The 24,218-nt window shown below is 70.9% G+C and carries 18 protein-coding genes; 11 read left to right on the forward strand and 7 right to left on the reverse strand.

Annotation, left to right across the window (positions count from 1 at the left end):
• Positions 1-3 precede the first annotated feature (3 nt).
• Positions 4-1,278 (forward strand): MurT ligase domain-containing protein, encoded by a 1,275-nt coding sequence (locus tag ACFQ9V_RS16600; protein WP_382460223.1) that lies wholly within the window; start codon positions 4-6, stop codon positions 1,276-1,278.
• On the forward strand, positions 1,275-2,003 hold the full coding sequence (locus ACFQ9V_RS16605) for a type 1 glutamine amidotransferase (protein ID WP_382460224.1): 729 nt from the start codon (positions 1,275-1,277) through the stop codon (positions 2,001-2,003). Before ACFQ9V_RS16600 ends, ACFQ9V_RS16605 begins: the two co-directional genes overlap by 4 nt.
• Positions 2,004-2,022: 19 nt before the next feature.
• On the opposite strand, the gene ACFQ9V_RS16610 is transcribed toward ACFQ9V_RS16605, so the two are convergent.
• The 3 genes from ACFQ9V_RS16610 to ACFQ9V_RS16620 are packed head-to-tail and all read right to left on the reverse strand — an operon-like array spanning position 2,023 to position 4,132.
• Positions 2,023-3,099, reverse strand: a complete 1,077-nt coding sequence (locus ACFQ9V_RS16610) for an alanine racemase (protein ID WP_382460225.1) — start codon at positions 3,097-3,099, stop codon at positions 2,023-2,025.
• Positions 3,096-3,845 (reverse strand): alanine racemase C-terminal domain-containing protein, encoded by a 750-nt coding sequence (locus ACFQ9V_RS16615; RefSeq protein ID WP_382460226.1) that lies wholly within the window; start codon positions 3,843-3,845, stop codon positions 3,096-3,098. The genes ACFQ9V_RS16610 and ACFQ9V_RS16615 overlap by 4 nt, the downstream gene beginning before the upstream one ends.
• A gap of 50 nt (positions 3,846-3,895) precedes the next feature.
• Positions 3,896-4,132 carry a hypothetical protein gene (locus ACFQ9V_RS16620; protein ID WP_055915732.1) on the reverse strand — a complete coding sequence of 79 codons (237 nt, stop codon included), beginning with the start codon at positions 4,130-4,132 and terminating at the stop codon, positions 3,896-3,898.
• 222 nt (positions 4,133-4,354) lie between these two features.
• On the opposite strand from ACFQ9V_RS16620, the gene ACFQ9V_RS16625 reads away from it, so the two are divergent.
• Positions 4,355-6,439, forward strand: coding sequence for a type IIA DNA topoisomerase subunit B (locus tag ACFQ9V_RS16625; protein WP_382460227.1), 2,085 nt, complete (start codon positions 4,355-4,357; stop codon positions 6,437-6,439).
• 219 nt (positions 6,440-6,658) lie between these two features.
• On the opposite strand, the gene ACFQ9V_RS16630 is transcribed toward ACFQ9V_RS16625, so the two are convergent.
• Complete coding sequence (locus ACFQ9V_RS16630) at positions 6,659-9,133, reverse strand: DNA topoisomerase (ATP-hydrolyzing) subunit A (protein ID WP_382460228.1); 2,475 nt, start codon at positions 9,131-9,133, stop codon at positions 6,659-6,661.
• A gap of 88 nt (positions 9,134-9,221) precedes the next feature.
• On the opposite strand from ACFQ9V_RS16630, the gene ACFQ9V_RS16635 reads away from it, so the two are divergent.
• Positions 9,222-10,349, forward strand: coding sequence for an alkaline phosphatase family protein (locus tag ACFQ9V_RS16635; RefSeq protein ID WP_382460237.1), 1,128 nt, complete (start codon positions 9,222-9,224; stop codon positions 10,347-10,349).
• 15 nt (positions 10,350-10,364) lie between these two features.
• Here the strand turns inward: ACFQ9V_RS16635 and ACFQ9V_RS16640 are convergent, their stop codons facing one another.
• Positions 10,365-12,593 carry a cell wall-binding repeat-containing protein gene (locus ACFQ9V_RS16640; protein WP_382460229.1) on the reverse strand — a complete coding sequence of 743 codons (2,229 nt, stop codon included), beginning with the start codon at positions 12,591-12,593 and terminating at the stop codon, positions 10,365-10,367.
• Positions 12,594-12,674: 81 nt separating this feature from the next.
• On the reverse strand, positions 12,675-13,838 hold the full coding sequence (gene sepH, locus ACFQ9V_RS16645; RefSeq protein WP_382460230.1) for a septation protein SepH: 1,164 nt from the start codon (positions 13,836-13,838) through the stop codon (positions 12,675-12,677).
• Positions 13,839-14,043: 205 nt separating this feature from the next.
• Here sepH and ACFQ9V_RS16650 point away from each other — a divergent pair, with 205 nt between their 5' ends.
• Positions 14,044-14,337, forward strand: a complete 294-nt coding sequence (locus tag ACFQ9V_RS16650) for a DUF4193 domain-containing protein (RefSeq protein ID WP_179605681.1) — start codon at positions 14,044-14,046, stop codon at positions 14,335-14,337.
• Positions 14,338-14,381: 44 nt separating this feature from the next.
• On the opposite strand, the gene ACFQ9V_RS16655 is transcribed toward ACFQ9V_RS16650, so the two are convergent.
• Positions 14,382-14,828, reverse strand: coding sequence for a DUF3093 domain-containing protein (locus ACFQ9V_RS16655; protein ID WP_382460231.1), 447 nt, complete (start codon positions 14,826-14,828; stop codon positions 14,382-14,384).
• A gap of 39 nt (positions 14,829-14,867) precedes the next feature.
• Here ACFQ9V_RS16655 and dut point away from each other — a divergent pair, with 39 nt between their 5' ends.
• From dut to dxs, 6 genes are all read left to right on the forward strand, one after another.
• Complete coding sequence (dut, locus tag ACFQ9V_RS16660) at positions 14,868-15,326, forward strand: dUTP diphosphatase (RefSeq protein ID WP_382460232.1); 459 nt, start codon at positions 14,868-14,870, stop codon at positions 15,324-15,326.
• Positions 15,323-15,961 carry a DUF3710 domain-containing protein gene (locus ACFQ9V_RS16665; RefSeq protein ID WP_370053859.1) on the forward strand — a complete coding sequence of 213 codons (639 nt, stop codon included), beginning with the start codon at positions 15,323-15,325 and terminating at the stop codon, positions 15,959-15,961. Before dut ends, ACFQ9V_RS16665 begins: the two co-directional genes overlap by 4 nt.
• The gene (locus ACFQ9V_RS16670) at positions 15,958-16,782 is read left to right on the forward strand and encodes a DUF3159 domain-containing protein (RefSeq protein ID WP_382460233.1); all 825 of its coding nucleotides are present in this window, start codon (positions 15,958-15,960) and stop codon (positions 16,780-16,782) included. The genes ACFQ9V_RS16665 and ACFQ9V_RS16670 overlap by 4 nt, the downstream gene beginning before the upstream one ends.
• A 26-nt stretch (positions 16,783-16,808) precedes the next feature.
• Complete coding sequence (locus ACFQ9V_RS16675) at positions 16,809-19,181, forward strand: HAD-IC family P-type ATPase (protein ID WP_382460234.1); 2,373 nt, start codon at positions 16,809-16,811, stop codon at positions 19,179-19,181.
• A 140-nt stretch (positions 19,182-19,321) separates the two neighbouring features.
• A complete protein-coding gene (acnA, locus tag ACFQ9V_RS16680; RefSeq protein WP_382460235.1) occupies positions 19,322-22,132 on the forward strand; it encodes an aconitate hydratase AcnA in 2,811 nt (936 codons plus the stop codon).
• A 78-nt stretch (positions 22,133-22,210) separates the two neighbouring features.
• Positions 22,211-24,160 carry a 1-deoxy-D-xylulose-5-phosphate synthase gene (gene dxs, locus ACFQ9V_RS16685; RefSeq protein WP_382460236.1) on the forward strand — a complete coding sequence of 650 codons (1,950 nt, stop codon included), beginning with the start codon at positions 22,211-22,213 and terminating at the stop codon, positions 24,158-24,160.
• Positions 24,161-24,218: the final 58 nt, after the last annotated feature.

Consider the following 24,218-nt stretch of genomic DNA (forward strand, 5'->3'; position numbering starts at 1 on the left):
ACGGTGCGCTATCGACTGGCGGTCATCGCCGGCCGCCTCGCCCGCTGGCTTCTGCGCCTGCGGGGAGGCGGCTCCGCGGTGCCGGGGCGGGTCGCGCTCGCGATCGCGCCGAAGTTCCTCGAACGTGCTGTCAGCCGCCTCCCGCTCGGCGTCGTCTTCGTCTCCGGTTCCAACGGCAAGTCGACGACCACGAACATGCTCACCGCGATCCTGCGCGAGCACGGGCTGAACGTCTTCACCAATCCGTCCGGCGGCAACCTGCCGCAGGGGATCGCCTCCGCGCTGCTGGCGGACGTGCCGCTCGACGGCTTCGTCCGCGGTGATGTCGGGGTGATCGAGGTGGACGAGGCGTACGGCGTGGACCTCGCGACCGTCCTGAAGCCGCGCGGCTCGCTGCTCCTCAACGTGCAGATCGACCAGCTCAACCGCTTCTTCGAGCCCACCCGCGTGATCGGGATGCTCCGCACGATCGCGGAGCGCTCGGGGGAGTTCGTCGTGGTGAACGCCGACGACGACAGCCTCGCCCGCGTCGGCGCCGAGCTCGCAGCCGAGGGCCGCGACGTGACGACCTTCGCGGTGGCCCCGGCCATCATCGAGTCGTCGCCGAACGGCCTCGCGAACGTGGCGGACCTCTCCGGCGTGGCCGCCGGCGCCCTCCCGGTGCCCGCCGTGTTCGTCAGCAAGCTGGAGACGCAGAGCGCGCAGCTCACGATGGGCGGCGAGTCGATCCGGATCGGGCTGCCCGCGCGCGGTCTCCACTACGCGGTGGACGCCGCCGGCGCGACGGCGATGGCCCGGCGGGTGCTGGGCGACCGCTTCCAGGCGGAGGCCGTCGTCGCGGCGATGAGCTCGCTGCGCACGGTCTACGGCCGCGGCGAGACGCTGAAGGTCGGCGACGAGGACATCGAGATCATCATGATGAAGAACCCGCCGAGCCTCCAGCTCAACCTCGACTACCTCAGCCACAGCCCGGAGCAGGTCTTCGTCGCGGTGGACGAGGGCACGCCCGACCCGTCCTGGGTCTACGACATCGACCTCTCCAAGCTGGAGCACGTGGACATCGTCTCCGGCACCAAGGCCTGGCAGTTCGCGACCCGGTTCGCCTACGCGGGCATCGAGGTCGACCAGGTGATGCCGGAGCTGCGGCCCGCGCTGCAGGCGTTCCTCGCCCTCCCGAAGCCGTCGCGCGGCACCAAGACGATGATCGTCAACTACGAGCAGATGATGGCGATCCGCAAGCAGCTCGGCTTCCTCGACTTGGAAGGCGGCGACAAGTGACCGTCCTCCGCATCCTGCACCTCTACCCGCGCGAGCTCGGGATCAACGGCGACGCCGGCAACGTGCTCGCCCTGGCCGAGCGCGCGCGCTGGCGCGGCGTGGACGTCGACATCGTGTCGCATGCTCCCGGCGCCGAGTTGCCCGCCAGCGCCGACATCGTGCACATCGGCTCCGGTCCGCTGTCGTCGCAGCGCGCCGTGGCCGGCGATGTGGCGCTGATCGCCCCGCGGCTGCGGCAGTGGCGCGACGCCGGAGTGCCGATCCTCGCGATCGCGGGCGGCTGGCAGCTCCTCGGGGAGGAGATCGTGACGCCGGACGGCGAGACGCTCGCCGGCGCCGGGGTGTTCCCGACCCGTGCCGTGCTCGGGACGCGGCGGCACGTCGCGGAGGTCGTCGTGCGGATGCCCGACGGCGGCACGCTCGCGGGCTTCGAGAACCACTCGGCCACCACGACGTTCACTGCGGACGCCGCGGGTGCGGCGCCGCTCGGCGACGTGGTGAGCGGTTTCGGCAACGGTGACAAGACGGAGGGCGTCGTGCTTGGAGGTGCGATCGGCACGCACCTCCACGGCCCGGTCCTCCCGATGAACCCGGTGCTGGCCGACCGCATGCTGCAGACCGCGTTGCGCGGCGAGCTGCCTCCGGTCGCGCAGACCGAGCGCGTGGACCGCTACGCCGCGAACGCACGGCGTGCGATCGCGGCGCGCCTCAGCGTCGCGATCTGACGCTCAGTTCTCCCGGTCGTCAGTTTTCGTAGACGCGCGGTACGCGCACGGCGACGCCGGTGACCATCTCGTCGGCGATGGTCTCCGCCCAGTCCGCGTACTTCTCCGCGGTGACCGTGCCGTCCCGGCCCGAGCCGAAGAGGACGGCGGTGTCGCCGACCGCGACGCGCGCCGAGCCGGCGTCCACGAGCATGGTGTCGACATCCACCCCGATCACGCGGCAACGCTGACCGGCGAGGAGGACCGAGGTCTTGGCGATGCCCAGGACGGGCACGCCGTCGCCGAACCCGATCCCGATCCGGGCGTGCGTGGTGCCGCCGACGTGCACCTCGACGACCGGCGCCTCCAGCCGCATGACGGGCTCCAGCCCGAGCTCGGCGCCGGTGGTGTCGTCGAACGGGGAGAAGCCGTAGGCGGCGATCCCGAAGCGCACGAGAGCGAAGCGGGCCTCGGGCATCCGGATGCCCGCCGAACTCGCTGCGAGGTGCAGGATCTCGAACCGGGCGCCGCGTTCCTCGGCCTCGGCCACCGCGCTGCGGAACTCCGCCAGGGAGGTCTCGTCGTCGGCGATGGAGGCGTCGGCCAGGTGCGACCACGCCGCGCGGATGCGGACGACGCCCTCCCGCTGGAGCTCCAGCGCGGCGTCGATAAGGTGCGGCCACTGCTCGCGGGTGGCGCCGTTGCGGCTGAGGCCGGTGTCGACCTTGAGGTGCACGACGGCCGGCCGGTCGGCGCCGGCGGCCGCGATGGCGTCGAGCTGCCAGACGGCCGAGATGCCGAGCTCGATGTCGGCCTCGATGGCCGTGCGCCAGTCGGTGTCGGCACCGTGCAGCCAGGCCAGCAGCGGGACGGTGATGCCCGCGGCGCGCAGGACGAGTCCCGCGGGGACCTCCAGCACGGCGAGCGACGTCGCGCCCGCCTCCAGCCCGGCCTCGGCGATGGGCAGGAGACCGTGCCCGTAGGCGTCGGCCTTGACCGCGAGCATCGTCTCGGCGGGAGCGATCAACGCGGTGAGGTGCGCGACGTTCCGCCGCAGCGCAGCCAGGTCGATGACCGCGCGGGGGAGCGGCTCCGCGATCGCGTCCACGATGGTCACTGCGCCGCCTTCCTGGTCTGCTGAGCCGACTTGGTCCAGTGGCCGTACATCCGCTCGATGCGGCGGCCCAGCCGGGTCGTGATGACCGGAGCGGCGACGCCGAGCGCGGCCTCCCAGTCGAGCGCCGAGGGCTCGCCGCGGGACGGGTCGCCGAACAGCACCACCGGGTCGCCCGGCTGTGCGTCGGCGTCGCCGATGTCGACGACGAACTGGTCCATCGCGATGCGGCCGGTGATCCGGCCGGTGGTCTCGCCGACCAGCACGGGCGCCTTGTTGGAAGCGACGCGCAGGATGCCGTCGGCGTAGCCGAGCGCGATCAGCACGAGCGTGCTGGGGCGGTCGGTGCGGTAGGTGTAGCCGTACGAGACGCCGCGATCGGCGCCCACGCGCTTCACGGCGATGATCTCGCCGGTGAGGCGCAAGGCGGGGGCGACGCCGGGAGCGTCTGTGAGCCCGAGCAGCTCGGGGCCGAGCAGGTGGGCCGGGCCGCTGGCGTGCCGGCCGGCCGGGAAGCCGACCGTCACCGGCAGGGGGATCCCCGCGTCCGCGACGGCGGCCGCGTCCTCCACCCGGGAGACGAGAAGACCGCCGACCTCCGCGTCGGTCAGCGCCCGGGCGACGGGGATGAGCCCGTGCCCGTACGCGTCCGCGCGGAGATCGGCGGTGCAGTCGGGGAGCGACGCGGTGGCCGCCGTGGTGGCGTTCGAGCGGATGACATCGAGGTCGACGAATGCGCGCCTGCGCACGCCGGTGGCTCCTGCCATCGCTCGTTCAGCCCGTTCGCGTCGGTCGGGACCTAGGCGCGCTGCTCTTCGAAGAGACGAGCCGTCTCGTCGTGCCAGCTGTGCGCGATCTGCGAGAGCTTCTCCTGGTGCTTCTTGCCGTGGTGGGCGCAGAAGAGGAGTTCGCCGTTGTTGACCACGACGCGGATGTACGCCTGAGCGCCACAGCTGTCGCAGCGGTCTGCGGCCGTCAATTGCGGCCCAGACTCGAGCTCGTCAACCGCACCGTTCTCCGAGGTGATAGTAGACATGTGATGCTCCTTTCCGTCGCAACCGGTGAACTCGGTACGTCTATAGAACCACGTAAACCCGGAGACGAGGCGCGTATCGGCTGCTATTTCGCTCAACGCGTAGCCTTCGGGCCCGTGGGTGTCGGGGTCGGGATCGCCTGACGCAGCACGTACGCTGAAAGATGCACGGCGCGCGCGAGCGCGTCGCAACCCGGAACACTGCACGGAACACAAGGAGCGCTCGTGGCGAGCTCGGACTATTCGGCGAGGCACCTCTCGGTGCTGGAGGGCCTGGAGGCCGTCCGCAAGCGCCCAGGCATGTACATCGGCTCCACCGACTCCCGCGGCCTCATGCACTGCCTGTGGGAGATCATCGACAACTCCGTCGACGAGGCCCTCGCCGGTCACGGCTCCGCGATCGAGGTCATCCTGCACCCCGACGACAGCGCGGAGGTCCGCGACACCGCGCGCGGCATCCCGGTCGACGTCGAGCCCAAGACCGGGCTGACCGGCGTGGAGGTCGTCTTCACCAAGCTGCACGCCGGCGGCAAGTTCGGCAGCGGGTCCTATGCGGCCTCCGGTGGTCTGCACGGCGTCGGCGCCTCGGTCGTCAATGCGCTCTCCGAGCGGCTCGACGTGGAGGTCGACCGCGACGGCAAGACCTGGGCGATGTCGTTCCACCGCGGCGAGCCCGGCGTCTTCGACGACGGCAAGGCCGCGCCGAGCCCCGACGCGACGTTCTCGCCGTTCGTCAGCGGCAGCGAGTTGCGGATCGCGGGCAAGGTCGCCAAGGGCGTCACCGGCACCCGCATCCGCTACTGGGCGGACCGCCAGGTGTTCACCGCCGGCGCCGACTTCTCGGTGGACGACCTCGTGGGGCGCGCCCGGCAGACGGCGTTCCTCATCCCGGGCCTCGCGATCTCCATCGACGACCAGCGCTCGGCCGAGGGGGTGCGGACCACGTTCAGCTATGGCGGCGGCATCTCCGAGTTCGTGGACTTCCTGTCGCCGGACAGCCCGATCACCGAGACCTGGCGGCTCACCGGCGAGGGCCACTTCACCGAGACGGTGCCGGTGCTCTCCGACGGCGGCGCGATGGTGCCGACCGAGCTGAAGCGCGAGTGCCAGGTCGACATCGCGCTGCGCTGGGGGACCGGCTACGACACCGTGATGCGCTCGTTCGTCAACATCATCGCCACGCCGAAGGGCGGCAGCCACCAGACCGGCTTCGACCAGGGGCTGCTCAAGTTCCTGCGCCAGCAGGTGGAGCTGAACGCCCGCCGGCTGAAGGCGGGCACCGACAAGCTGGAGAAGGACGACGTGATGGCCGGGCTCACGGCCGTGCTCACCGTGCGCCTCCCCGAGCCGCAGTTCGAGGGCCAGACCAAGGAGGTCCTCGGCACGCCGGCGGTGCGCGCGATCGTGGCCAACGTCATCCAGAAGACCCTCGCCGAGCGCTTCGCGTCGACCAAGCGCGACGACAAGACCCAGTCGGCGCTGGTGCTCGACAAGGTCGTCGCGGAGATGAAGTCCCGCATCTCGGCCCGCGCCCACAAGGAGACCCAGCGCCGCAAGAACGCGCTGGAGACGTCCTCCCTGCCGGCCAAGCTGGTGGACTGCCGGTCGAGCGACGTGGCGAACAGCGAGCTTTTCATCGTCGAGGGCGACTCGGCGCTCGGCACCGCGCGGCGCGCCCGCGACAGCGAGTACCAGGCGCTGCTGCCGATCCGCGGCAAGATCCTCAACGTGCAGAAGGCGTCGGTCTCCGACATGCTCTCCAACGCGGAGTGCGCGGCCATCATCCAGGTGATCGGCGCGGGCTCCGGACGGTCGTTCGAGCTGGGCTCCGCGCGCTACGGCAAGGTCATCATCATGTCGGACGCGGACGTCGACGGCGCCCACATCCGGACGCTGCTGCTGACGCTGTTCTTCCGCTACATGCGGCCGATGATCGAGGAGGGCCGGGTGTTCGCCGCGGTGCCTCCGCTGCACCGGGTGGTCGCGGTCAACCCCGGCTCCAAGCCGAACGAGACGATCTACACGTACTCGGAGGCGGAGCTGCAGGCCGTGCTCGCCGACCTCAAGAAGCGCGGCCGTAAGTACCAGGAGCCGATCCAGCGCTACAAGGGCCTCGGCGAGATGGACGCCGACCAGCTCGCGACCACGACGATGGACCGCTCCCACCGCACGCTGCGGCGGGTGCGCGTCTCCGACGGCGAGGCGGCCAACCGCGTCTTCGAGCTGCTGATGGGGAACGACGTGGCCCCGCGCAAGGAGTTCATCATCGCGGGCGCCGACGACCTGTCCCGCGCCCGCATCGACGCCTGACGGTAACGGAGGAGATCCGGCGCGCAGCACCGCCGGATGTCGGCTTACGGAGGAGTTCGCGGCTGGTTTCGGCCGGATCTCCTCCGTTGGCCGCGTCGTCCTGCCGCCCTCCTGCCGGGGGTGGTGTCGGTAACGGAGGAGACGCGGGGCTGTCTGGAGCCGGAGTCCTCCGTTAGCTGACGGCGCGCCGTCACCGCGGGTGGATGTCCTCCGGTGACGTCAGGCGAGGCGACGGCCGAGGGAGCCGACGACCATGTCGAGGGGGGTCCCGGAGCCGTCGCGGCGGGCGCCGCCCTCGGGGAGCGTGCGCGCGGCGCCGTCGGCGCCGACCGCCAGCGCGGGGGCCGCGCCGACCCAGGCGAGCGCCAGCTCGGTCTCGCCCTTGAGGAAGCGCTGCGAGCGGACGCCGCCGGTCGCGCGGCCCTTGGCCGGGAACTCGGCGAAGTCGCTGACCTTGCCGCTGCCGGGGTCGGCGCCGGGGAGGGTCTGGTCGCTGACGGCGATGGTCACGACCACCGCGTCGGAACGCTCCGCGGTCTCCACCGCGCCGAAGAACACCGCGCGGGCGTCGCCGGCCAGGTTGATCCCGGCCATGCCGCCGGCCGCGCGGCCCTGCGGGCGCACCGAGCCGGCGGAGAAGCGCAGGAGCTGGGAGTCGCTGGAGACGAAGACCAGCTCGGCGTCGTCCGCCGACTGGACGGCACCGACGACCGCGTCGCCGGCCTTCAGCGCGATGACCTCGAACTCCGGCTTGTTCGCCCAGTCGCCCGGGGTCACCCGCTTGACGATTCCCTGCCGGGTGCCGAGCGCGATCGCGCGCGGGGAGTCCAGCGAGACGATCGCGAGCACGCGCTCCTTGCGGTCGGCCAGCGCGAGGTAGTCGCCCACCTTCACGCCGGCGCCGAGCTGCACCGAGTTGAGCGGGGCGGCCGGGAGGTCGACGGGGGAGAAGCGGATGAGGCGGCCGCGGTCGGTGACGGCGCCGATCTCGCTGCGGCTGGTGGTGTCGAGCCGCGACAGGATGGCGTCGTGCTTGCTGCGGCGGGCCGGCGGCTGGATGCGGTCCAGACCCTCGCCCTCCCCGGCGCCCGCGTCGACGCGCAGGACGCGGCCGGTGGTCGACAGGTAGACGCGGCACGGGGTGTCTGCGACCTCGAGCTGCATCGTCATCGCCTTGCTGCGCGAGCCCGCGCCCGCGATGGACGGCTTGGCTTCGGTGAGCAGGGTGCGGCGCGGAGTGCCGAACTTCAGTGCGACCTGCTCCAGCTCGTCGGACACCAGCGCGTCGATGCGCGCGCGGCTGCCCAGGAGCTCCTCCAGCTCGGCGATCTCCGCCCGGAGCTGGTCGCGCTCGGTCTCGAGCTCGATGCGGGAGAACTTCGTCAGCCGGCGCAGCCGCAGTTCGAGGATGTAGTCGGCCTGCAGCGTGCTGAGGTCGAACACCTGCTGCAGCCGCGTGCGCGCCTGGTCGGTGTCGTCGGAGGTGCGGATGACCTGGATGACCTCGTCGATGTCGAGGATCGCGACGAGGAGGCCCTCGACCAGGTGCAGGCGTTCCTTGCGGCGGGCGAGCCGGAACTCCGAGCGGCGGGTGACGACGCTGATCCGGTGGTCGATGTAGACCCGCAGCAGCTCGCGCAGCCCGAGGGTCTGCGGGCCGCCCGCGACGAGGGCGACGTTGTTGATCGAGAAGCCCTCCTCCAGCGGCGTGTGCCGGTAGAGCTGCTCGAGCACGGCGTCCGGGCTGAACCCGGTCTTGATCCCGATGACGAGCCGGAGGCCGTGCTGGCGGTCGGAGAGGTCTGTCACGTCGGAGATGCCGTTCAGCTTCTTCGCGTTGACGCCGTCCTTGATCTTCTCGATCACGCGCTCCGGGCCGACCCCGTAGGGCAGCTCGGTGACGACGAGGCCGCTCTTGCGCGCGGTGATCGCCTCGACGCCCACCTTGGCGCGCATCTTGAAGCTGCCGCGGCCGGTCGCGTACGCGTCGCGCACGCCGGACAGCCCGGCGATGGTGCCGCCGCTCGGGAGGTCGGGCCCCGGAACGTAGTCCATCAGCTCGTCGAGCGTGGCCTCCGGGTTGGCGAGGAGGTGGCGGGCGGCGCCGACGACCTCCACCAGGTTGTGCGGGGCCATGTTGGTGGCCATGCCGACTGCGATGCCGCTGGCGCCGTTGACCAGGAGGTTCGGGAACGCCGCGGGCAGCACGTCGGGCTGCAGGAGCTGGTTGTCGTAGTTGGGGACGAAGTCCACGACGTCCTCGTCGAGGTCCTCGGTGAGCGCGAGCGCGGCGGCGGCCAGACGCGCCTCCGTGTAGCGGGCCGCGGCGGGGCCGTCGTCCAGCGAGCCGAAGTTGCCGTGGCCGTCGACCAGCGGCACGCGGAGGGTGAAGTCCTGCGCCATGCGCACGAGCGCGTCGTAGATGGCACTGTCGCCGTGCGGGTGCAGCTTTCCCATCACCTCGCCGGTGACGCGCGCCGACTTGACGTGGCCGCGGTCCGGGCGCAGGCCCATCTCGGTCATCATGTAGAGGATGCGCCGCTGCACGGGCTTCAGGCCGTCGCGCGCGTCGGGGAGCGCCCGCGAGTAGATGACGGAGTACGCGTACTCCAGGAACGAGCCCTGCATCTCGGTCGTGACGTCGACGTCTTCGATGCGTTCGGTGGTCGCGGCTTGGTCGTCTGCTGGTGTCATTCGTGCATTCGGTGATGGGGCGGCAGGAGGCGCGGGGTTCGACGGCTCCCGTCCGTCCAGCTGTGACAGACTGGGCCGGATGCCCCCCATGCTACCGGCCGCGTTCACCACCCGAGCGAGCCTCGCCACGGTAATGCCGAGTTCTCTGGGGGCGCTGCGCGGGGAGGGCAACGACCTCGGGCTGCCCTCGCTGCAGCATGTGGTCGTCGTCGTGGTCGACGGGCTCGGCGCTGCGGCGCTGCGGGCACGCGAGGGGCACGCCAGGACCCTGGCCTCCCGGCTCGGCAAGACGACGACGATCGACGCCGGCTTCCCGACCACGACGGCCGCCGCGCTCGCGACGCTGACGACCGGGACCACGCCGGGGGAGCACGGCCTGGTCGGCTACCGCGTCCGCGACGACGCGGGCCGGCTGACCAACCAGCTCAACGGCTGGGACGACCGGATGGATCCGGCCACCTGGCAGCGGGCCGAGACGGTGTTCGAGCGTGCGGCTGCCGACGGCATCGCCTCGTATGCGCTCGGCGTCCCCGCGTACGCGGACTCCGGCTTCACCCACGCTGTGCTCCGGGGCGCCCAGTTCATCGGCGGCCGCACGATGGCCGACCGCTTCGACGCGGCGCGGGAGGTGCTCCGGACGCCCGGGCCCGCGCTCACCTATCTCTACGTCGCCGAGCTCGACCAGGCCGCCCACGCGCGCGGCTGGGAGTCGCCGCGCTGGACGGCCGAGCTGGAGACCCTGGACGGGCTGGTCGCCGGGCTCGCGCCCTCCCTCGGCCCCGGCCAGGGTGTGCTGGTCACCGCCGACCACGGCATCGTCGACATCCCCGAGAGCGGGCACGTGCTCTACGACACCGCCCCCGAGCTGCTGGAGGGCGTCGCCGAGATCGCCGGCGAGCCGCGGCTGCTGCACCTCTATACAGAGGAGGGTGCGGGCGCAGACGATGTGGCCGCGCGCTGGCGGGAGGTGGAGGGCGGCCGCTCGTGGGTCGCGACCCGCGCCGAGGCGATCGAGGCGGGCTGGTTCGGCCCGGATGTCGCGCCCGAGGTCGCGCCGCGGATCGGCGACGTGCTCGTGGCCGCCAGGAAGCGCATCGCCTACTACGACTCGCGCGACCCGCAGCGCACTGGGCGCAGCATGATCGGCCAGCACGGCTCGCTCACCGTCGAGGAGACGCGGGTGCCGCTGCTGCGGTTCGGGGCGGCTGCGAACTGAGTCGGTCCCTCCGCCTCAGCAGCGGGTGAGCGACTCCAGAGCGGGATCCAGCGCCGCCGTGCCGCCCAGCAGGTGAATCGTGCTGGTGCCGGCGTTCATCAGGGACGTCGCGGTGGAGGCGGGCACGCAGTTCTGGCCGACGGTGAGGAGCGGGGCGTGCTCGCGGGCGGCCCAGACCGAGCCCGCGAGGGCGTCGGGGAAGGTGAGACCGTTGGCGAAGAACGCGGTCTTGGCGTCGGGGAAGACCGCGGCGGCGACGGCGGCGGCGACCGCGAACCGGTCGGCGCCGCCGATACGCGTCGCGGGCGCGATGGTGCCGAGGTCCGCCAGCAGTGCGTCCGAGACCGCGGCGGGTCCGCCGACGACGACGATGTGGTTCGGGTGCAGCCGCGTCAGCAGGGCCCGGCCGGCGGGATCGACGGTGTTGTCGCGGCCGTCCACCAGGAGGACGGGGTCGTGGCCCGACCCTGCTGCGGCGGAGGCGCTGAGCGCGTCGGGGAAGCCCGTGCCCGTGGCGACGTAGACGGTGTCCGCCGACGGGAACGCGGCGCTGTCGATCGCTGCGGCCGTCGCATAGCGGTCGGGTCCGGCCTCGCGTTCGATGGTGGCCGACGGCAGGAGCCGGGCGACCTGCTGCGCGACCGCAGGGCCGAGTGCGGCGGCGCCCCCGGCCAGGACGACGCGGGAGGGGTGCAGCCGGGTGAGCTCGGCGCTGGTCGCGTCGCCGAGCTGGTCCGCGGAGGCGAGCAGGAGCGGCCCGCCGGCCGCTGCGGCCGCCGGTCCCGCGGCGAGGGCGTCCGCGAACCCCAGGCCGTTCGCGAGGAACACCACGCGCGACCCGGACGGGAACGCGGCGTCCGCGACAGCGGCGGCCGAGGCGAACCGGTCGGCGCCGGAAGTGCGCGAGGTGTCCGCGTAGGAGAGGTGGCCGAGCCCGGCGGCCCCCTGGCTCGCGTCGGGGGCGTAGGAGGGCATCCACGCCGTGCCGTCGTCGGTGGCCACGAGCGGTCCACTGGTGTTCGGTCCGAAGCTGTCGTAGGTGACCTTCGAGCCGTCCGGCGACACGCGCAGGTAGACGGAGAAGGAGATGTTCGCACCGAAACTCGCCCAGAGGGTGCCGTCCCGCGCCTCGGAGCAGTAGACGAGATCGTAGGGACTGTAGGAGCGCAGACGCGCCGTCACCGTGCCGTCGGGGGCGATGCTGAAGAGGGTCCCTTGGCTGGCGACCGGATCGTAGCCGGCGAACCAGATCGTGCCGGTCGAGCTCTGGACGCAGGCGCCGTACGAGCTCGTGTCGGGGAGCGGGATCGTGGCGCTCCAGGACGGGTTGTTCAGACTCCTGAGCTGCGTGGGCTGACCCGCCGGTGTGGTCGAGTAGAGCACATCGCTGCCGACCTCGAAGTGCACCCGCGGAGTCACGACGAGCGGAGTGATCGTGCCGTCCACCTCCAGGCGACCGATCGAGGACGACGTCTGCGGCCCGTAGGTGACGAGCCCGCGGCCGATGTCCCAGACGGCTGTGCCGCTCGCGGTGCCCGGCGGCAACGTGACCGGGACCGCGGTCCCGTCCGGACGAAGGAGCGTCCGCTGGCCGTCGCTCTCGCGAGTGCCCCAGACCGTACCGGCCGGGCCGGGTGCGAGCGTAGAGGTGAACACCGACTCGTCCGGGTATGCGTGCGGGTAGGAGGTCACCGTGCCGTCGAACGCGACCCAGGAGATGGTCCATCCGGCATGCGAGCTGGATTCGACGACGATGCGGGAGTCGTCGGTGAACGACCACGTCGAGATGGTGCCGGGGACGGTCGCGACGATGTGCTCCTGACCGTCTGCGCCCACACGGATCACGGCGTCGCCGTAGACGAACCACAGATCGCCGTCGGCCGACGCCTTCAGCGTCTCGATGTTCGTGGAGGACCCGCCGACGCCTGCGACGATGGGATGCGCGACGACCGTACCGTCGGAGGCGACGGAGTACAGCGTGCTGCCGTCCTCCGTGAACCAGAGGTGGCCGTCCGGGCCCCGGACCAGGCGATCGTCGTACGGGAACGGGATCGACGCGCTCGCACCCGGGAGGGTGGTGAACAATGCGCCGCCCGGCGCGGTCTGAAAACCGGGAAGGTCGTCGGCGGCGTTCGCGCGCGGCGACGATCCTGCCAGGCCGCCCGCGACGACCGCGAGCGCGCTCAGAGCCGCGATCAGCGCGACGGTGACAGGGTGACGTGGCGCGCGGCGCGGTCGGCGCATCGAGGTCCTTCCGGCTCGCGGGGCGATGGCGCGACTCTAGCGAGCGGCCGCACCGGTCTGCTCGCCCCCGAACGGGGGTCCTCAGGCCAGGTCGTCGTCCGTGCGCGCGCCGAAGACGATCTCGTCCCAGCTCGGCATCGCGGCGCGTCCCTTGCGGCGGCCCGACGCGACGGGCGTCTGCTCCTGCGTGGAGGACAGCGGCGCGGGCGGGGGAGGAGTCGGCGTGCCGGAGGCCGGCGACGCGGGCGGCGGGCCGAACTCCTCGATCACGGTGAGCGACTCCTCGATGACCCGGAACGGCGCGATCGGGTCGAGGAGCGTCGGCTGCTCGACCTGCTCGTGTCGGCCGGTCCGGTCGCCGCGGTCGCTCTGCGGGGCCTGCTCGTCGTAGCCTGCGGCCTCGCGCTCGCCACGGCGGCGGCGCAGCGCCTCCAGGAGGTCGGCGGTCTGGTGCAGGTCGCGCGGCGTCTCGTCCGCGCGCTTGATCGCGGAGATCGCGATGGAGTTGCTGGCGCGGCCGGGAGCGTGCGGCTCCAGCGGCTCGAGCGGCTGGGTGACCTCCGGGCCGAGCAGGTCGGCGCCGGGGGCGGGGAAGGTGAACGCGCCGCTGTCGAAGCGGGAGCTGTCGGGCTCGCCCTCGTTCGGGAGGACGGCGCGCAGGCGCGGGATGAGGGCGCCGCCGCGCAGCTCGCCGGCCTGGGAGAGCGTGGTGGCCTCCGAGTTGAGCGGGGCGAGCGCGTGCTTGCGGAGGTCGTAGCTCCAGCGGGCGTCGTGGTCGATCTCGTCCGCGGTGAACTCCAGCTTCACGATCCAGCCCGCCTCGACGTCCTTCCAGCTCGCCCAGCGCTCGCCGGCCACGCCGAGCGAGGCGAGGCGGTCGCGGATGACGGAGCCGAACGTGTCGGGGTCGCCCAGCGGGTCGACCTCGGCGGCGGTGCGGACCGGGACGCTGAGGGCGGACGCGACGACGTGCTCGCGCTCGGCCACGATGGGTCCCTCGAAGCGCTGGACGTAGTCCAGGGGCGCGCCAGTCACCGCGGCGACGTCGTCGGCGGACATGCCGGAGCGGATGTGCGCCTGGATCTCGCGCGGGGACAGTTTGGGGACTTCGGCGGAGACCTGCTGCCGCACCTGCCGGATCTTCGACTGAAGCGTGTCGTCGACGGCGATGCGGAAGCGTTCACCGTCGTCGCCGACGGCGACGATCGCACCGTTCTCGACCCCGATGACCTTCAAATCCTGCATTGTGATGCCTTCCGAGCTCGCGTTCGTTCCGGCCCAGAATGCCACGGGAATGGGGGACTTCCGGGGAATACCGCGGGCGTGCCGGAAGTTGAACACCGAGCAAACGCTGAGAGGCTCCTGCGCGGTTTTGCTATTCGCAGGCGATTGATGCAAACTATGGCCGCCGATTGCGAGAATCGGCCGTTACGACGAGAAGTGGATGGGCATGGCAACGGATTACGACGCACCGCGGAAGACCGAGGACGACTCCGAGTCGATCGAGGCCCTCAAGGAGCGAGTTCCGGACAAGATGTCTGGTGTCGTCGACGTCGAAGACGCCGACAACCCGGGCGGCTACGAGCTCCCCGGCGCCGACCTCTCGGACCTCGACCTCGACGTCGTGGTGCTGCCTCCCCAGGCGGACGAGTTCACCTGTGTGAGCTGCTTCCTGGTGAAGCACCGCTCGCAGATCGACCACGAGACGAAGCTCGGACCGATCTGCATGGAGTGCGCCGCGTAAGCAGCGCACCGCATCGCCACGACGCCGGGTAGCCCCCCAGGGGACTACAGGGGACGTCGGGCCTCATCGAGAACCCGGACCAGCTGGTCCGGGTTTCTTGTCGAGATCAGCCAGTAGGGCGCCGGGTCGTCCACGTCGAGCAGCGGTACCTTCACGACCGGCTTGATCCAGCCGCGGATGAGCAGCCAGGCGCGGGCGTCCAGCCGCTGACCGCGCTCCATCGTCGCCTCCTCGCCGGTGAACGCCTTCGGCTCGCCGATGAACTCCAGCGGGATCTTCGCGTTCCCCGCCGTGAACTCGGCCGAGGTAACCCTGATCACGGGGGCGGAGGCGAGCAGCGCGATCACGATCGCGGCGTAGAAGACGATCGCCAGCACGACGCCGACGGCGAAGTTGATCGGGGCGAAGACGAGCATCACGGCGGGCACGACGAGGATGGTGGAGACGAAGAGCCAGGGGGTCGCCCAGAGCCGTTCTCGGTAGAGGTCCATAGGACTATTCGATCATCCTTCGTGCACTACCCTCGACACGTGACAGAAACCGTGGACGTCCCGATCGTCGCCGACCGCCTCCCCGTGTACGCCCACCCCGGTGACGCGGGCGCCGACCTGTGCGCTGCGGAGCCCGTGACGCTGGGTCCGGGGGAGCGGCACACCGTCCCGACCGGCGTCTCGATCGCGCTGCCGGAGGGCTACCTCGGCTTCGTGGTGCCGCGCAGTGGCCTGGCCATGCGCCACGGCATCACCATCGTCAACGCGCCAGGCACCGTCGACGCGGGCTACCGCGGCGAGATCAAGGTGACCGTCCTGAACACGGACAGGTCGATGCCGTACGATATCGGCGTCGGCGACAGGATCGCGCAGTTGATCGTCATGCCGGTCGCGCAGGCCCGGTTCATCCCCGTCGACGCACTCCCGGACAGCCACCGCGGCACCGCGGGCTTCGGCTCGTCCGGCTACACCGTCACGCAGGCAGGAGAACACGCTTGACCGACAGCATCGACACCCCCGGCGAGGCCGAGCCACAGGACGTGGACAAGTCCGCACCGGAGGATCGGGAGACGGAGGGTCCCCTCGACGAGAGCGAGGCGAACCCGGTCCGTCCCTACGTCGACCTCGGCGGCGTGAAGATCCTGCCGCGCGAGGGCCTCCACCTCCGCCTGGAGGTCGAGGAGGAGTCGCAGCGCGTCGTCGCGGTCGGGCTGGACTACGCGAACTCGACGCTGCAGGTGCAGCCGTTCGCCGCTCCCCGCTCCACCGGCCTCTGGAACGAGATCCGCGGCCAGATCGCCGAGCAGGTGCAGCGCCAGGGCGGCCGCGTGAGCGAACGCGACGGCGTCTTCGGCCCGGAGCTGGTGGCTGAGATCCCGGTCGCCCCGCCGCAGGGCGCACCGGGTGAGACCCGGGTCGCGCGTTTCGTCGGCGTCGACGGCCCGCGCTGGTTCCTGCGCGGCGTGATCGCCGGCGATGCGGCCGTGAAGCCGGAGGCCGCTGCCCTGGTCGAGGACCTCTTCCGCAGCATCGTCGTCGTGCGCGGCAACACCCCGATGCCCCCGCGCGACCTCATCCCGCTGCGCATGCCGTCGGCCCCGAGCACCGGCGACAGCGGATACAGCTCGCTGTGAGCGGTGGCCGTGACGTGATCGACCAGCACCACGAGCCCGAGCGGGCCGAGCCGGCGCAGCCCGACGATCAGGAGCGCGACCAGGTCGCCTCCACGCTCGGCGAGAGCCTGGCGAAGGCCGCGCGCAACTCGGGTATGGGACAGCTCGTCGACGGCGAGACGCCGACCGGCACCGCCCTGATGGCGGCCCTCGGCGGCGTTCGCGGACTGCTGGAGACCATCCTCCCCGGCCTCGTCTTCCTCATCCTCTTCACGTTCACCCAGAACGTCCCGCTGTCGATCGGCATCTCGGTCGCGGTCGCCGTCGTCTTCACCGTGGTGCGCATCGTCGGCAAGACGCCCGTCACGCAGGCGCTCGCCGGGCTGATCGTCGTCGGGATCTCGGCGATCTTGGCGCTCATCACGGGGCGCGGCGAGGACAACTTCATCCTCGGGATCTGGCTGAACGCCGCCTATGCCGCCGCGCTCCTGGCCTCGATCCTGGTGCGCTGGCCGCTCATAGGCCTCGCGGCCGGTTACCTGATGGGCGACGGGCTGGCCTGGCGCTCGGTGAAGTCGAAGTTCCGGGTAATGCAGGCGCTGACGTTTCTCTGGTTCCTGCTCTTCGCCGTGCGGCTGCTCGTGCAGGTTCCGCTCTACTTCGCGCACACCGACGCGGCCACCAGCGCGCTCGCCCTCACCAAGCTCCTGTTGGGCGTGCCGCTCTATGCTCCGCTGCTGCTGATCACCTGGTTCGTGGTGAAGAAGCAGTTCCCGCAGAAGCCGCAGTCGCCGGCGCAGAAGCCTCAGGGCCCGAAGCCTCAGGGCAACAGCGCCGGTTAGGCGCACGACCGTCCAGGAGGGGAAGGATGCTCGACGCGCAGACCAGGGAAGGCCTGAGCGCCGCGCAAGTGGCGGAGCGCCATGCGGACGGCCGGGCGAACCTCCAGCGGCAGCCGGGGTCGCGGTCCATCTCCGACATCCTGCGCGAGAACATCTTCACGCTGTTCAACGGCATCCTCACCGGCTGCTTCATCGCCGTGCTGCTGCTCGGCGACCTCCGCGACGGCTTCTTCTACGGGGTCGTCGTCGTCAACGCCCTCATCGGCATCGTGCAGGAGGTGCGTGCTAAGCGCGTGCTCGACCGCGCGGCGCTGCTCGCGGCGCCGGAGAGCCGGGTCCGCCGCGAGGGCGAGGTCGTCGCGATCGCCCTGGAGGACGTCGTGCTCGACGACCTCCTGGTGCTGCGACCCGGCGACCAGATCCCCGCCGACGCGGTGGTGGCCGAGAGCACGGGGCTCTCGCTGGACGAGTCGCTGCTGACGGGGGAGTCCGACCCGGTATTCAAGGACGAGGGCGCGCAGCTCCTCTCCGGCTCGCACGTCGCCACCGGCACCGGCTACGCGATCGTGACGGCGGTGGGCGCCGACTCCTATGCGAGCAAGCTGACCAGCGAGATCCGCCGGCACTCGCTCGTGCACTCCGAGCTGCGCGACGCGACCAACCGCATCCTCGTCTACCTGTCCTGGATCCTCGGCCCGGTCATCCTGGTGACGATCGTCGGCCGGGTGCTCGCGTACGGCGGCTTCAACGAGCTCTTCACCGACTCGCGCTGGCGGCGGGCGCTGCTCGACGCGGTGGCGGCGGTGGTCGGGATGATCCCCGAGGGACTCGTGCTGCTGACCAGCCTCGCGTTCGGCGTCGCGGCCATCCAGCTCGCCGCGCGCAAGGTGCTCGTGCAGGAGCTCGCGGCGGTGGAGGTGCTCGCGCGCGTCGACGTGCTCTGCCTCGACAAGACCGGGACGCTGACCAGCGGCGAACTGGTGCTGGAGGGCACAGAGCCGATCGGAGAAGTCCCCACCGAGCTCGCGGAGATCGCGCTCGCCGCGTTCGGGGCCGACGAGACGGGGAACGCGACCTCCGGCATCCTCTCGACCGGGTTCCAGAGCGACCGGTTCCGCGTCGAGCGGCGCATCCCGTTCAGCTCGGCCACCAAGTACAGCGGGCTCGTGATGCGAGTGGCGGACGAGGAGACGGCGTGGGTGCTCGGTGCCCCCGAGCGCGTGCTCGCCGGGCATGAGGAGGCGCTGCGGCGCGCAACGGCCATCGCGTCGACCGGGCGCAGGACGCTGGCCTTGGCGCAGGCGATCGACCCGCTTCCGCACGGCACGCACGTGCCGCTCGGCGACCTGCGGGTGCAGCCGGCGCTGCTGGTCGTGCTGGGCGAGACGCTGCGGCCGGAGGCGCCGGAGACGCTCGGCTATTTCGGCGAGCAGGCGGTCCGCGTCGTCGTGATGTCCGGCGACAACCCGGTGACGGTGGAGGCCATCGCCCGGGCGCTGAACATGGAGGGCGAGGCCGTCGACGCCTCCACCCTGGAGACCGACGACGACCTGGAGGCCGCGCTGGGGCGCTCCAGCATCTTCGGCCGGGTCAGCCCGGAGCAGAAGCGCACGGCGGTCGGCCTGCTGCAGCGCCAGGGCCGCACGGTGGCGATGACCGGCGACGGCGTCAACGACGCGATGGCGATCAAGGACGCCAACCTCGGCATCGCGATGGGGACGGCGACCGCGGCGACCAAGGCCGTCTCCCGCCTGGTGCTGCTCGACAACCGCTTCGACCGGCTGCCCGACGTGCTCGCCTCGGGCCGCCGGGTGATCGCGAACGTGGAGCGGGTCTCCAACATCTTCCTCGCGAAGACCGTCTACGGCATCCTGCTGGCGCTGTTCAGCGCGGTGGTGCTCTGGCCGTTCCCGTTCCTGCCGCGGCAGCTCACGCTGGTCTCGACGCTCGCGATCGGCATCCCGTCCTTCTTCCTCGCGCTGGCGCCCAACAAGCGCATCTATACGCCGGGCGTGCTGTCGCGCATCCTCCGGTACTCCATCCCGACCGGTGTCATCGCCGGGCTGACCGCGGTGGTGGCGTACGCGCCGCTGCACAGCTCGATCCCGCTGCGGGAGGCGCGCAGCGTGACCACGCTCGCGCTGTTCTGCGTGTCGCTGTGGATCCTGTGCGTGCTCACCCGGCCGCTCACGACCTGGCGGTGGTTCCTGCTCGGCGGGGTGGCGGCGGCGTTCGTGCTGGTGTGCGTCATCCCGGGCGTCGCGAACTTCTTCGAGATGCACCTGTCGCTCGACACGGCACTGCTCTGGGGGATCGCGGTCGGCGCCGTGGGGTCGGTCGGCATCGAGCTGTTCTACCGGTTCGCCAGGCGGCGCGGCCTGGTGTTCGACCGGGAGTGAACGTGCTAGATTTTATCTTGACGTCAAGATACTTTCCTGAGCCGACCGCTTAGGCTTACCTTGCTGGAAACAGGCTTCGACGCACGACCAAGATGGATGAGGCTCGCGGGACATCGCTCGCCGACGAAGGAGAAGGCACAGTGTCAGCTGTAAATAGTTTCGGTGCGAAGAGCACCCTGACGGTGGGGTCGAAGGACTACACGATCTTCAAGATCGACACGGTCGATGGTTACAAGAAGCTCCCGTTCAGCCTCAAGGTGCTGCTGGAGAACCTGCTCCGCACCGAGGACGGCGCGAACATCACCGCCGACCACATCAACGCGCTCGGCGGCTGGGACCCGCAGGCCGAGCCGGACACCGAGATCCAGTTCACGCCGGCCCGCGTCATCATGCAGGACTTCACCGGCGTGCCCTGCATCGTCGACCTCGCCACCATGCGCGAGGCCGTGTCCTCGCTCGGCGGCGACCCGGACAAGATCAACCCGCTCGCGCCCGCCGAGATGGTCATCGACCACTCGGTCATCGCCGACCTCTTCGGCACCGAGAACGCGCTGGAGCGCAACACCGACATCGAGTTCGAGCGCAACGGCGAGCGCTACCAGTTCCTGCGCTGGGGCCAGACCGCGTTCGACGACTTCAAGGTCGTCCCGCCGGGAACCGGCATCGTCCACCAGGTCAACATCGAGTACCTGGCCCGCGTCACCATGACCCGCGAGGTCGGCGGCGAGCTCCAGGCGTACCCCGACACCTGCGTCGGCACCGACTCGCACACCACGATGGTCAACGGCCTCGGCGTGCTCGGCTGGGGCGTCGGCGGCATCGAGGCGGAGGCGGCCATGCTCGGCCAGCCGGTCTCCATGCTCATCCCCAAGGTCGTCGGCTTCAAGCTGTCCGGCGCCATCCCGACCGGCGTGACCGCGACGGACGTCGTCCTCACCATCACGCAGATGCTGCGCAAGCACGGCGTGGTCGGCAAGTTCGTGGAGTTCTACGGCGCCGGCGTCGCGGAGGTCCCGCTGGCCAACCGCGCCACCATCGGCAACATGAGCCCGGAGTTCGGCTCCACGGCCGCGATGTTCCCGATCGACGACGTGACCCTCGACTACCTGCGCCTCACTGGCCGCAGCGACGAGCAGGTCGCCCTGGTCGAGGAGTACTCCAAGGCGCAGAGCCTGTGGCACGACCCGGCCAACGAGCCGGTGTTCTCCGAGTACCTGGAGCTCGACCTCTCCACGGTCGTCCCGTCCATCGCCGGCCCGAAGCGCCCGCAGGACCGCATCGAGCTCACCGCGGCCAAGACCCAGTTCGAGAAGGACCTGGTGGACTACGCGGACATCTCGCACGATCTGGTCGACCTGACCATCTCGGAGTCCTTCCCGGCCTCCGACCCGGGCGAGCTGCAGCCGGAGGACGGCCACAGCCACCACGTGCACACGCACCACAGCCACGCGCCGAAGACGGCCTCCAGCCCGACCCCGGTGACGCTGGCCGACGGCACGGACTTCGTGATCGACCACGGCGCGGTCGCCATCGCGGCGATCACCTCGTGCACGAACACGTCGAACCCGTCGGTCATGCTGGCCGCCGGCCTCTTGGCCCGCAACGCGGCCGCGAAGGGCCTCAAGGCCAAGCCGTGGGTCAAGACCACGCTTGCGCCTGGCTCCAAGGTCGTCACCGACTACTACGAGAAGGCCGGCCTCACCAAGGACCTGGAGGCCCTGGGCTTCTACACGGTCGGCTACGGCTGCACCACCTGCATCGGCAACTCGGGCCCGCTGCTGGACGAGATCTCCGCTGCGGTCAACGACAGCGACCTCGCCGTCACGGCCGTCCTCTCGGGCAACCGCAACTTCGAGGGCCGCATCAACCCGGACGTGAAGATGAACTACCTGGCGAGCCCGCCGCTGGTCATCGCCTACGCGCTCGCCGGCTCGATGAACTTCGACTTCGAGGTCGACCCGCTGGGCACCGACTCCGAGGGCAACGACATCTTCCTGAAGGACATCTGGCCGGACGCCGCCGAGGTGCAGCAGACGATCGACTCCTCCATCAACGAGGGCATGTTCGTCACCCAGTACGCGTCGGTCTTCGAGGGCGACGAGCGCTGGAAGTCGCTGGCCACCCCGACCGGCTCGATCTTCGAGTGGGACGAGAAGTCGACCTACGTGCGCAAGCCCCCGTACTTCGACGGGATGACGCTGGAGACCACCCCGGTCACCGACATCACCGGCGCCCGCGTGCTGGCCAAGCTCGGCGACTCCGTCACCACCGACCACATCTCGCCCGCCGGCTCCATCAAGGCGGACAGCCCGGCCGGTCAGTACCTCAACGAGCACGGCATCGACCGCAAGGACTTCAACTCCTACGGCTCGCGCCGCGGCAACCACGAGGTGATGATCCGCGGCACGTTCGCGAACATCCGCCTGCGCAACCAGCTGCTGGACGGCGTCGAGGGTGGCTACACGCGTGACTTCACGCAGGCCGACGGCCCGCAGTCGTTCATCTATGACGCGTCGCAGAACTACCAGGCGCAGGGCACTCCGCTCGTCGTCCTCGGCGGCAAGGAGTACGGCTCCGGCTCGTCGCGCGACTGGGCGGCGAAGGGCACCAGCCTCCTGGGCGTCCGCGCGGTCATCACCGAGAGCTTCGAGCGCATCCACCGCTCGAACCTGATCGGCATGGGAGTCGTCCCGCTGCAGTTCCCGGCCGGCGAGAACGCCGACTCGCTGGGGCTGGACGGCACCGAGTCCTTCTCGATCACCGGGCTGGAGGAGCTCAACGAGGGCCGCACGCCGAAGACCGTGCACGTCGTCGCCGAGCCGACCGAGCAGTCGGCCGCAGGCAAGCAGGCCGTCGAGTTCGACGCGGTGGTGCGGATCGACACCCCCGGTGAGGCCGACTACTACCGCAACGGCGGCATCCTGCAGTACGTCCTGCGGAGCCTGGTGTAACCAGACCGTTGTCAAGGGGAGGCTCGGGATCGTCGGTTCCGAGCCTCCTCCGATTCACACGGTTCTACACTGAAATCCATGAGCATCCTCGAAACCATCCACGGGCCGCGTGATCTCGACCGGCTCACGGAACGGGAGCTCGACCAGCTCGCTGCCGAAGTGCGGGCGTTCCTGGTCGCCAACGTCGCCAAGACCGGCGGCCACCTGGGGCCGAACCTGGGCGTGGTCGAGACGACGATCGCCATCCACCGCGTGTTCGACTCGCCGCGGGACGCGATCGTCTTCGACACCGGGCACCAGTCGTACGTGCACAAGCTGCTCACCGGGCGCCAGGACTTCTCCCGGCTGCGTCAGCGCGGCGGCCTCGCCGGCTACCCGCAGCGCTCCGAGTCCGAGCACGACATCGTCGAGAGCTCGCACGCGTCGTCGTCGCTGAGCTGGGCGGACGGCATCTCGCGCGCCTTCGAGATGACGGGCCAGAACGACCGGCATGTGGTCGCCGTCGTCGGCGACGGCGCGCTCACGGGCGGGATGACGTGGGAGGCGCTCAACAACATCTCCGACGACAACAACCGCCGGCTGATCATCATCGTCAACGACAACGGTCGCTCCTACGCCCCGACGATCGGCGGCATGGCGCGCTTCCTCAACACCGTCCGCACGCGCCGCGGCTACCGCAACCTGTACCTGAGCAGCCGGAAGGCCTTCGACAAGCTGGGCTCTCCCGGCCAGTCGCTCTACCGCGGGGTCCGCGGCGGCCTGCACGGCTTCCTCAGCCGCTTCTCCAACAACGAGTCGCTGTACTCGAACCTCGACATCAAGTACATCGGGCCGGTGCACGGCCACGACATCGAGGCGATGGAGGAGGCGCTGCGCCAGGCGAAGAACTACGGCGCCCCCGTCATCGTCCACGCGATCACCCAGAAGGGCCGCGGCTACGAGCCGGCACTGCGCGACGCCGCCGACCAGTTCCACGCGGTCGGCCAGATCGACCCGGAGACCGGCGAGGCCCTCGAGAGCTCGACCGGGGAGACCTGGACCGACGTGTTCTCCGACGAGATCGTGAAGCTCGCGGAGAAGAACCGGAAGATCGTCGGCATCACCGCCGCCATGCTCCGGCCGACCGGGCTGCACCGGTTCGCCGAGCGGTTCCCCGACCGCGTGCACGACGTCGGCATCGCCGAGCAGCACGCGGCGACGAGCGCCGCGGGGCTCGCGTACGGCGGCCTCCACCCGGTCGTCGCGATCTACGCGACCTTCATCAACCGGGCGTTCGACCAGGTGCTGATGGACGTCGCGCTGCACAAGGCCGGCGTCACGTTCGTGCTCGACCGCGCAGGGGTCACCGGCCCGGACGGGCCGAGCCACCACGGCATCTGGGATCTGGCGATCCTGCAGGCGGTCCCGAACATCCGGCTGGCGGCGCCGCGCGACGGCTCCCGGCTCCGCGAGGAGCTGGCGGAGGCCGTGACGGTCGACGACGCGCCCACCGTGCTGCGCTTCCCGAAGGGCGACGTGCAGGCGGAGATCCCGGCCGTGCGGCGCCTGGAGGACGGCGTGGACGTGCTGCGGGAGTCGGACAGCAAGGACGTGCTGCTGGTGACGGTCGGGCCGATGGCCGACCTGGGCTTGAAGGTCGCCGACCGGCTGGCGGCGCAGGGGATCGGCGCGACCGTGGTGGACCCGCGCTGGGTCGTCCCGGTGCCGCGCAGCATCCTGAGCCTGGCCGCCGAGCACCGCATCGTGGTGACGATCGAGGACGGCATCCGGGTCGGCGGGATCGGCACGCGCGTGCGCCAGGACCTCCGCGAGGCCGGCATCGACACGGCGGTGGACGAGCTCGGGCTGCCGGACGCGTTCATCGACCACGCCTCGCGCAGCCAGATCCTGGACGACGCGGGGCTCACCCCGCAGAAGATCGCGCGCGACCTGGTCGCGCAGGTGCTCGGCAGCCGCATCCCGATCGCCCGCCCGCTGCCCGCGGAACAGCCCGCCGAGGGCGTAGAGGCCAAGAAGCGCCGCGCCTAGCCCGCCCTCCCTCCGCCGAGGGGCACGTAAACGCCCCTAAAACGCGCTTTTAGGGGCG

This window comes from Leifsonia sp. NPDC056665 (assembly GCF_042791795.1).
GTDB lineage: Bacteria > Actinomycetota > Actinomycetes > Actinomycetales > Microbacteriaceae > Leifsonia.

Excerpts from the sequence above, each read along its gene's own strand:
- ACFQ9V_RS16620 (WP_055915732.1), bottom strand. The coding sequence starts at position 4,132 with ATGTCTACTATCACCTCGGAGAACGGTGCGGTTGACGAGCTCGAGTCT.
- ACFQ9V_RS16630 (WP_382460228.1), bottom strand. The coding sequence starts at position 9,133 with ATGACACCAGCAGACGACCAAGCCGCGACCACCGAACGCATCGAAGAC.
- ACFQ9V_RS16635 (WP_382460237.1), top strand. The coding sequence starts at position 9,222 with ATGCTACCGGCCGCGTTCACCACCCGAGCGAGCCTCGCCACGGTAATG.
- ACFQ9V_RS16640 (WP_382460229.1), bottom strand. The coding sequence starts at position 12,593 with ATGCGCCGACCGCGCCGCGCGCCACGTCACCCTGTCACCGTCGCGCTG.
- sepH (WP_382460230.1), bottom strand. The coding sequence starts at position 13,838 with ATGCAGGATTTGAAGGTCATCGGGGTCGAGAACGGTGCGATCGTCGCC.
- ACFQ9V_RS16650 (WP_179605681.1), top strand. The coding sequence starts at position 14,044 with ATGGCAACGGATTACGACGCACCGCGGAAGACCGAGGACGACTCCGAG.
- ACFQ9V_RS16655 (WP_382460231.1), bottom strand. The coding sequence starts at position 14,828 with ATGGACCTCTACCGAGAACGGCTCTGGGCGACCCCCTGGCTCTTCGTC.
- ACFQ9V_RS16675 (WP_382460234.1), top strand. The coding sequence starts at position 16,809 with ATGCTCGACGCGCAGACCAGGGAAGGCCTGAGCGCCGCGCAAGTGGCG.
- dxs (WP_382460236.1), top strand. The coding sequence starts at position 22,211 with ATGAGCATCCTCGAAACCATCCACGGGCCGCGTGATCTCGACCGGCTC.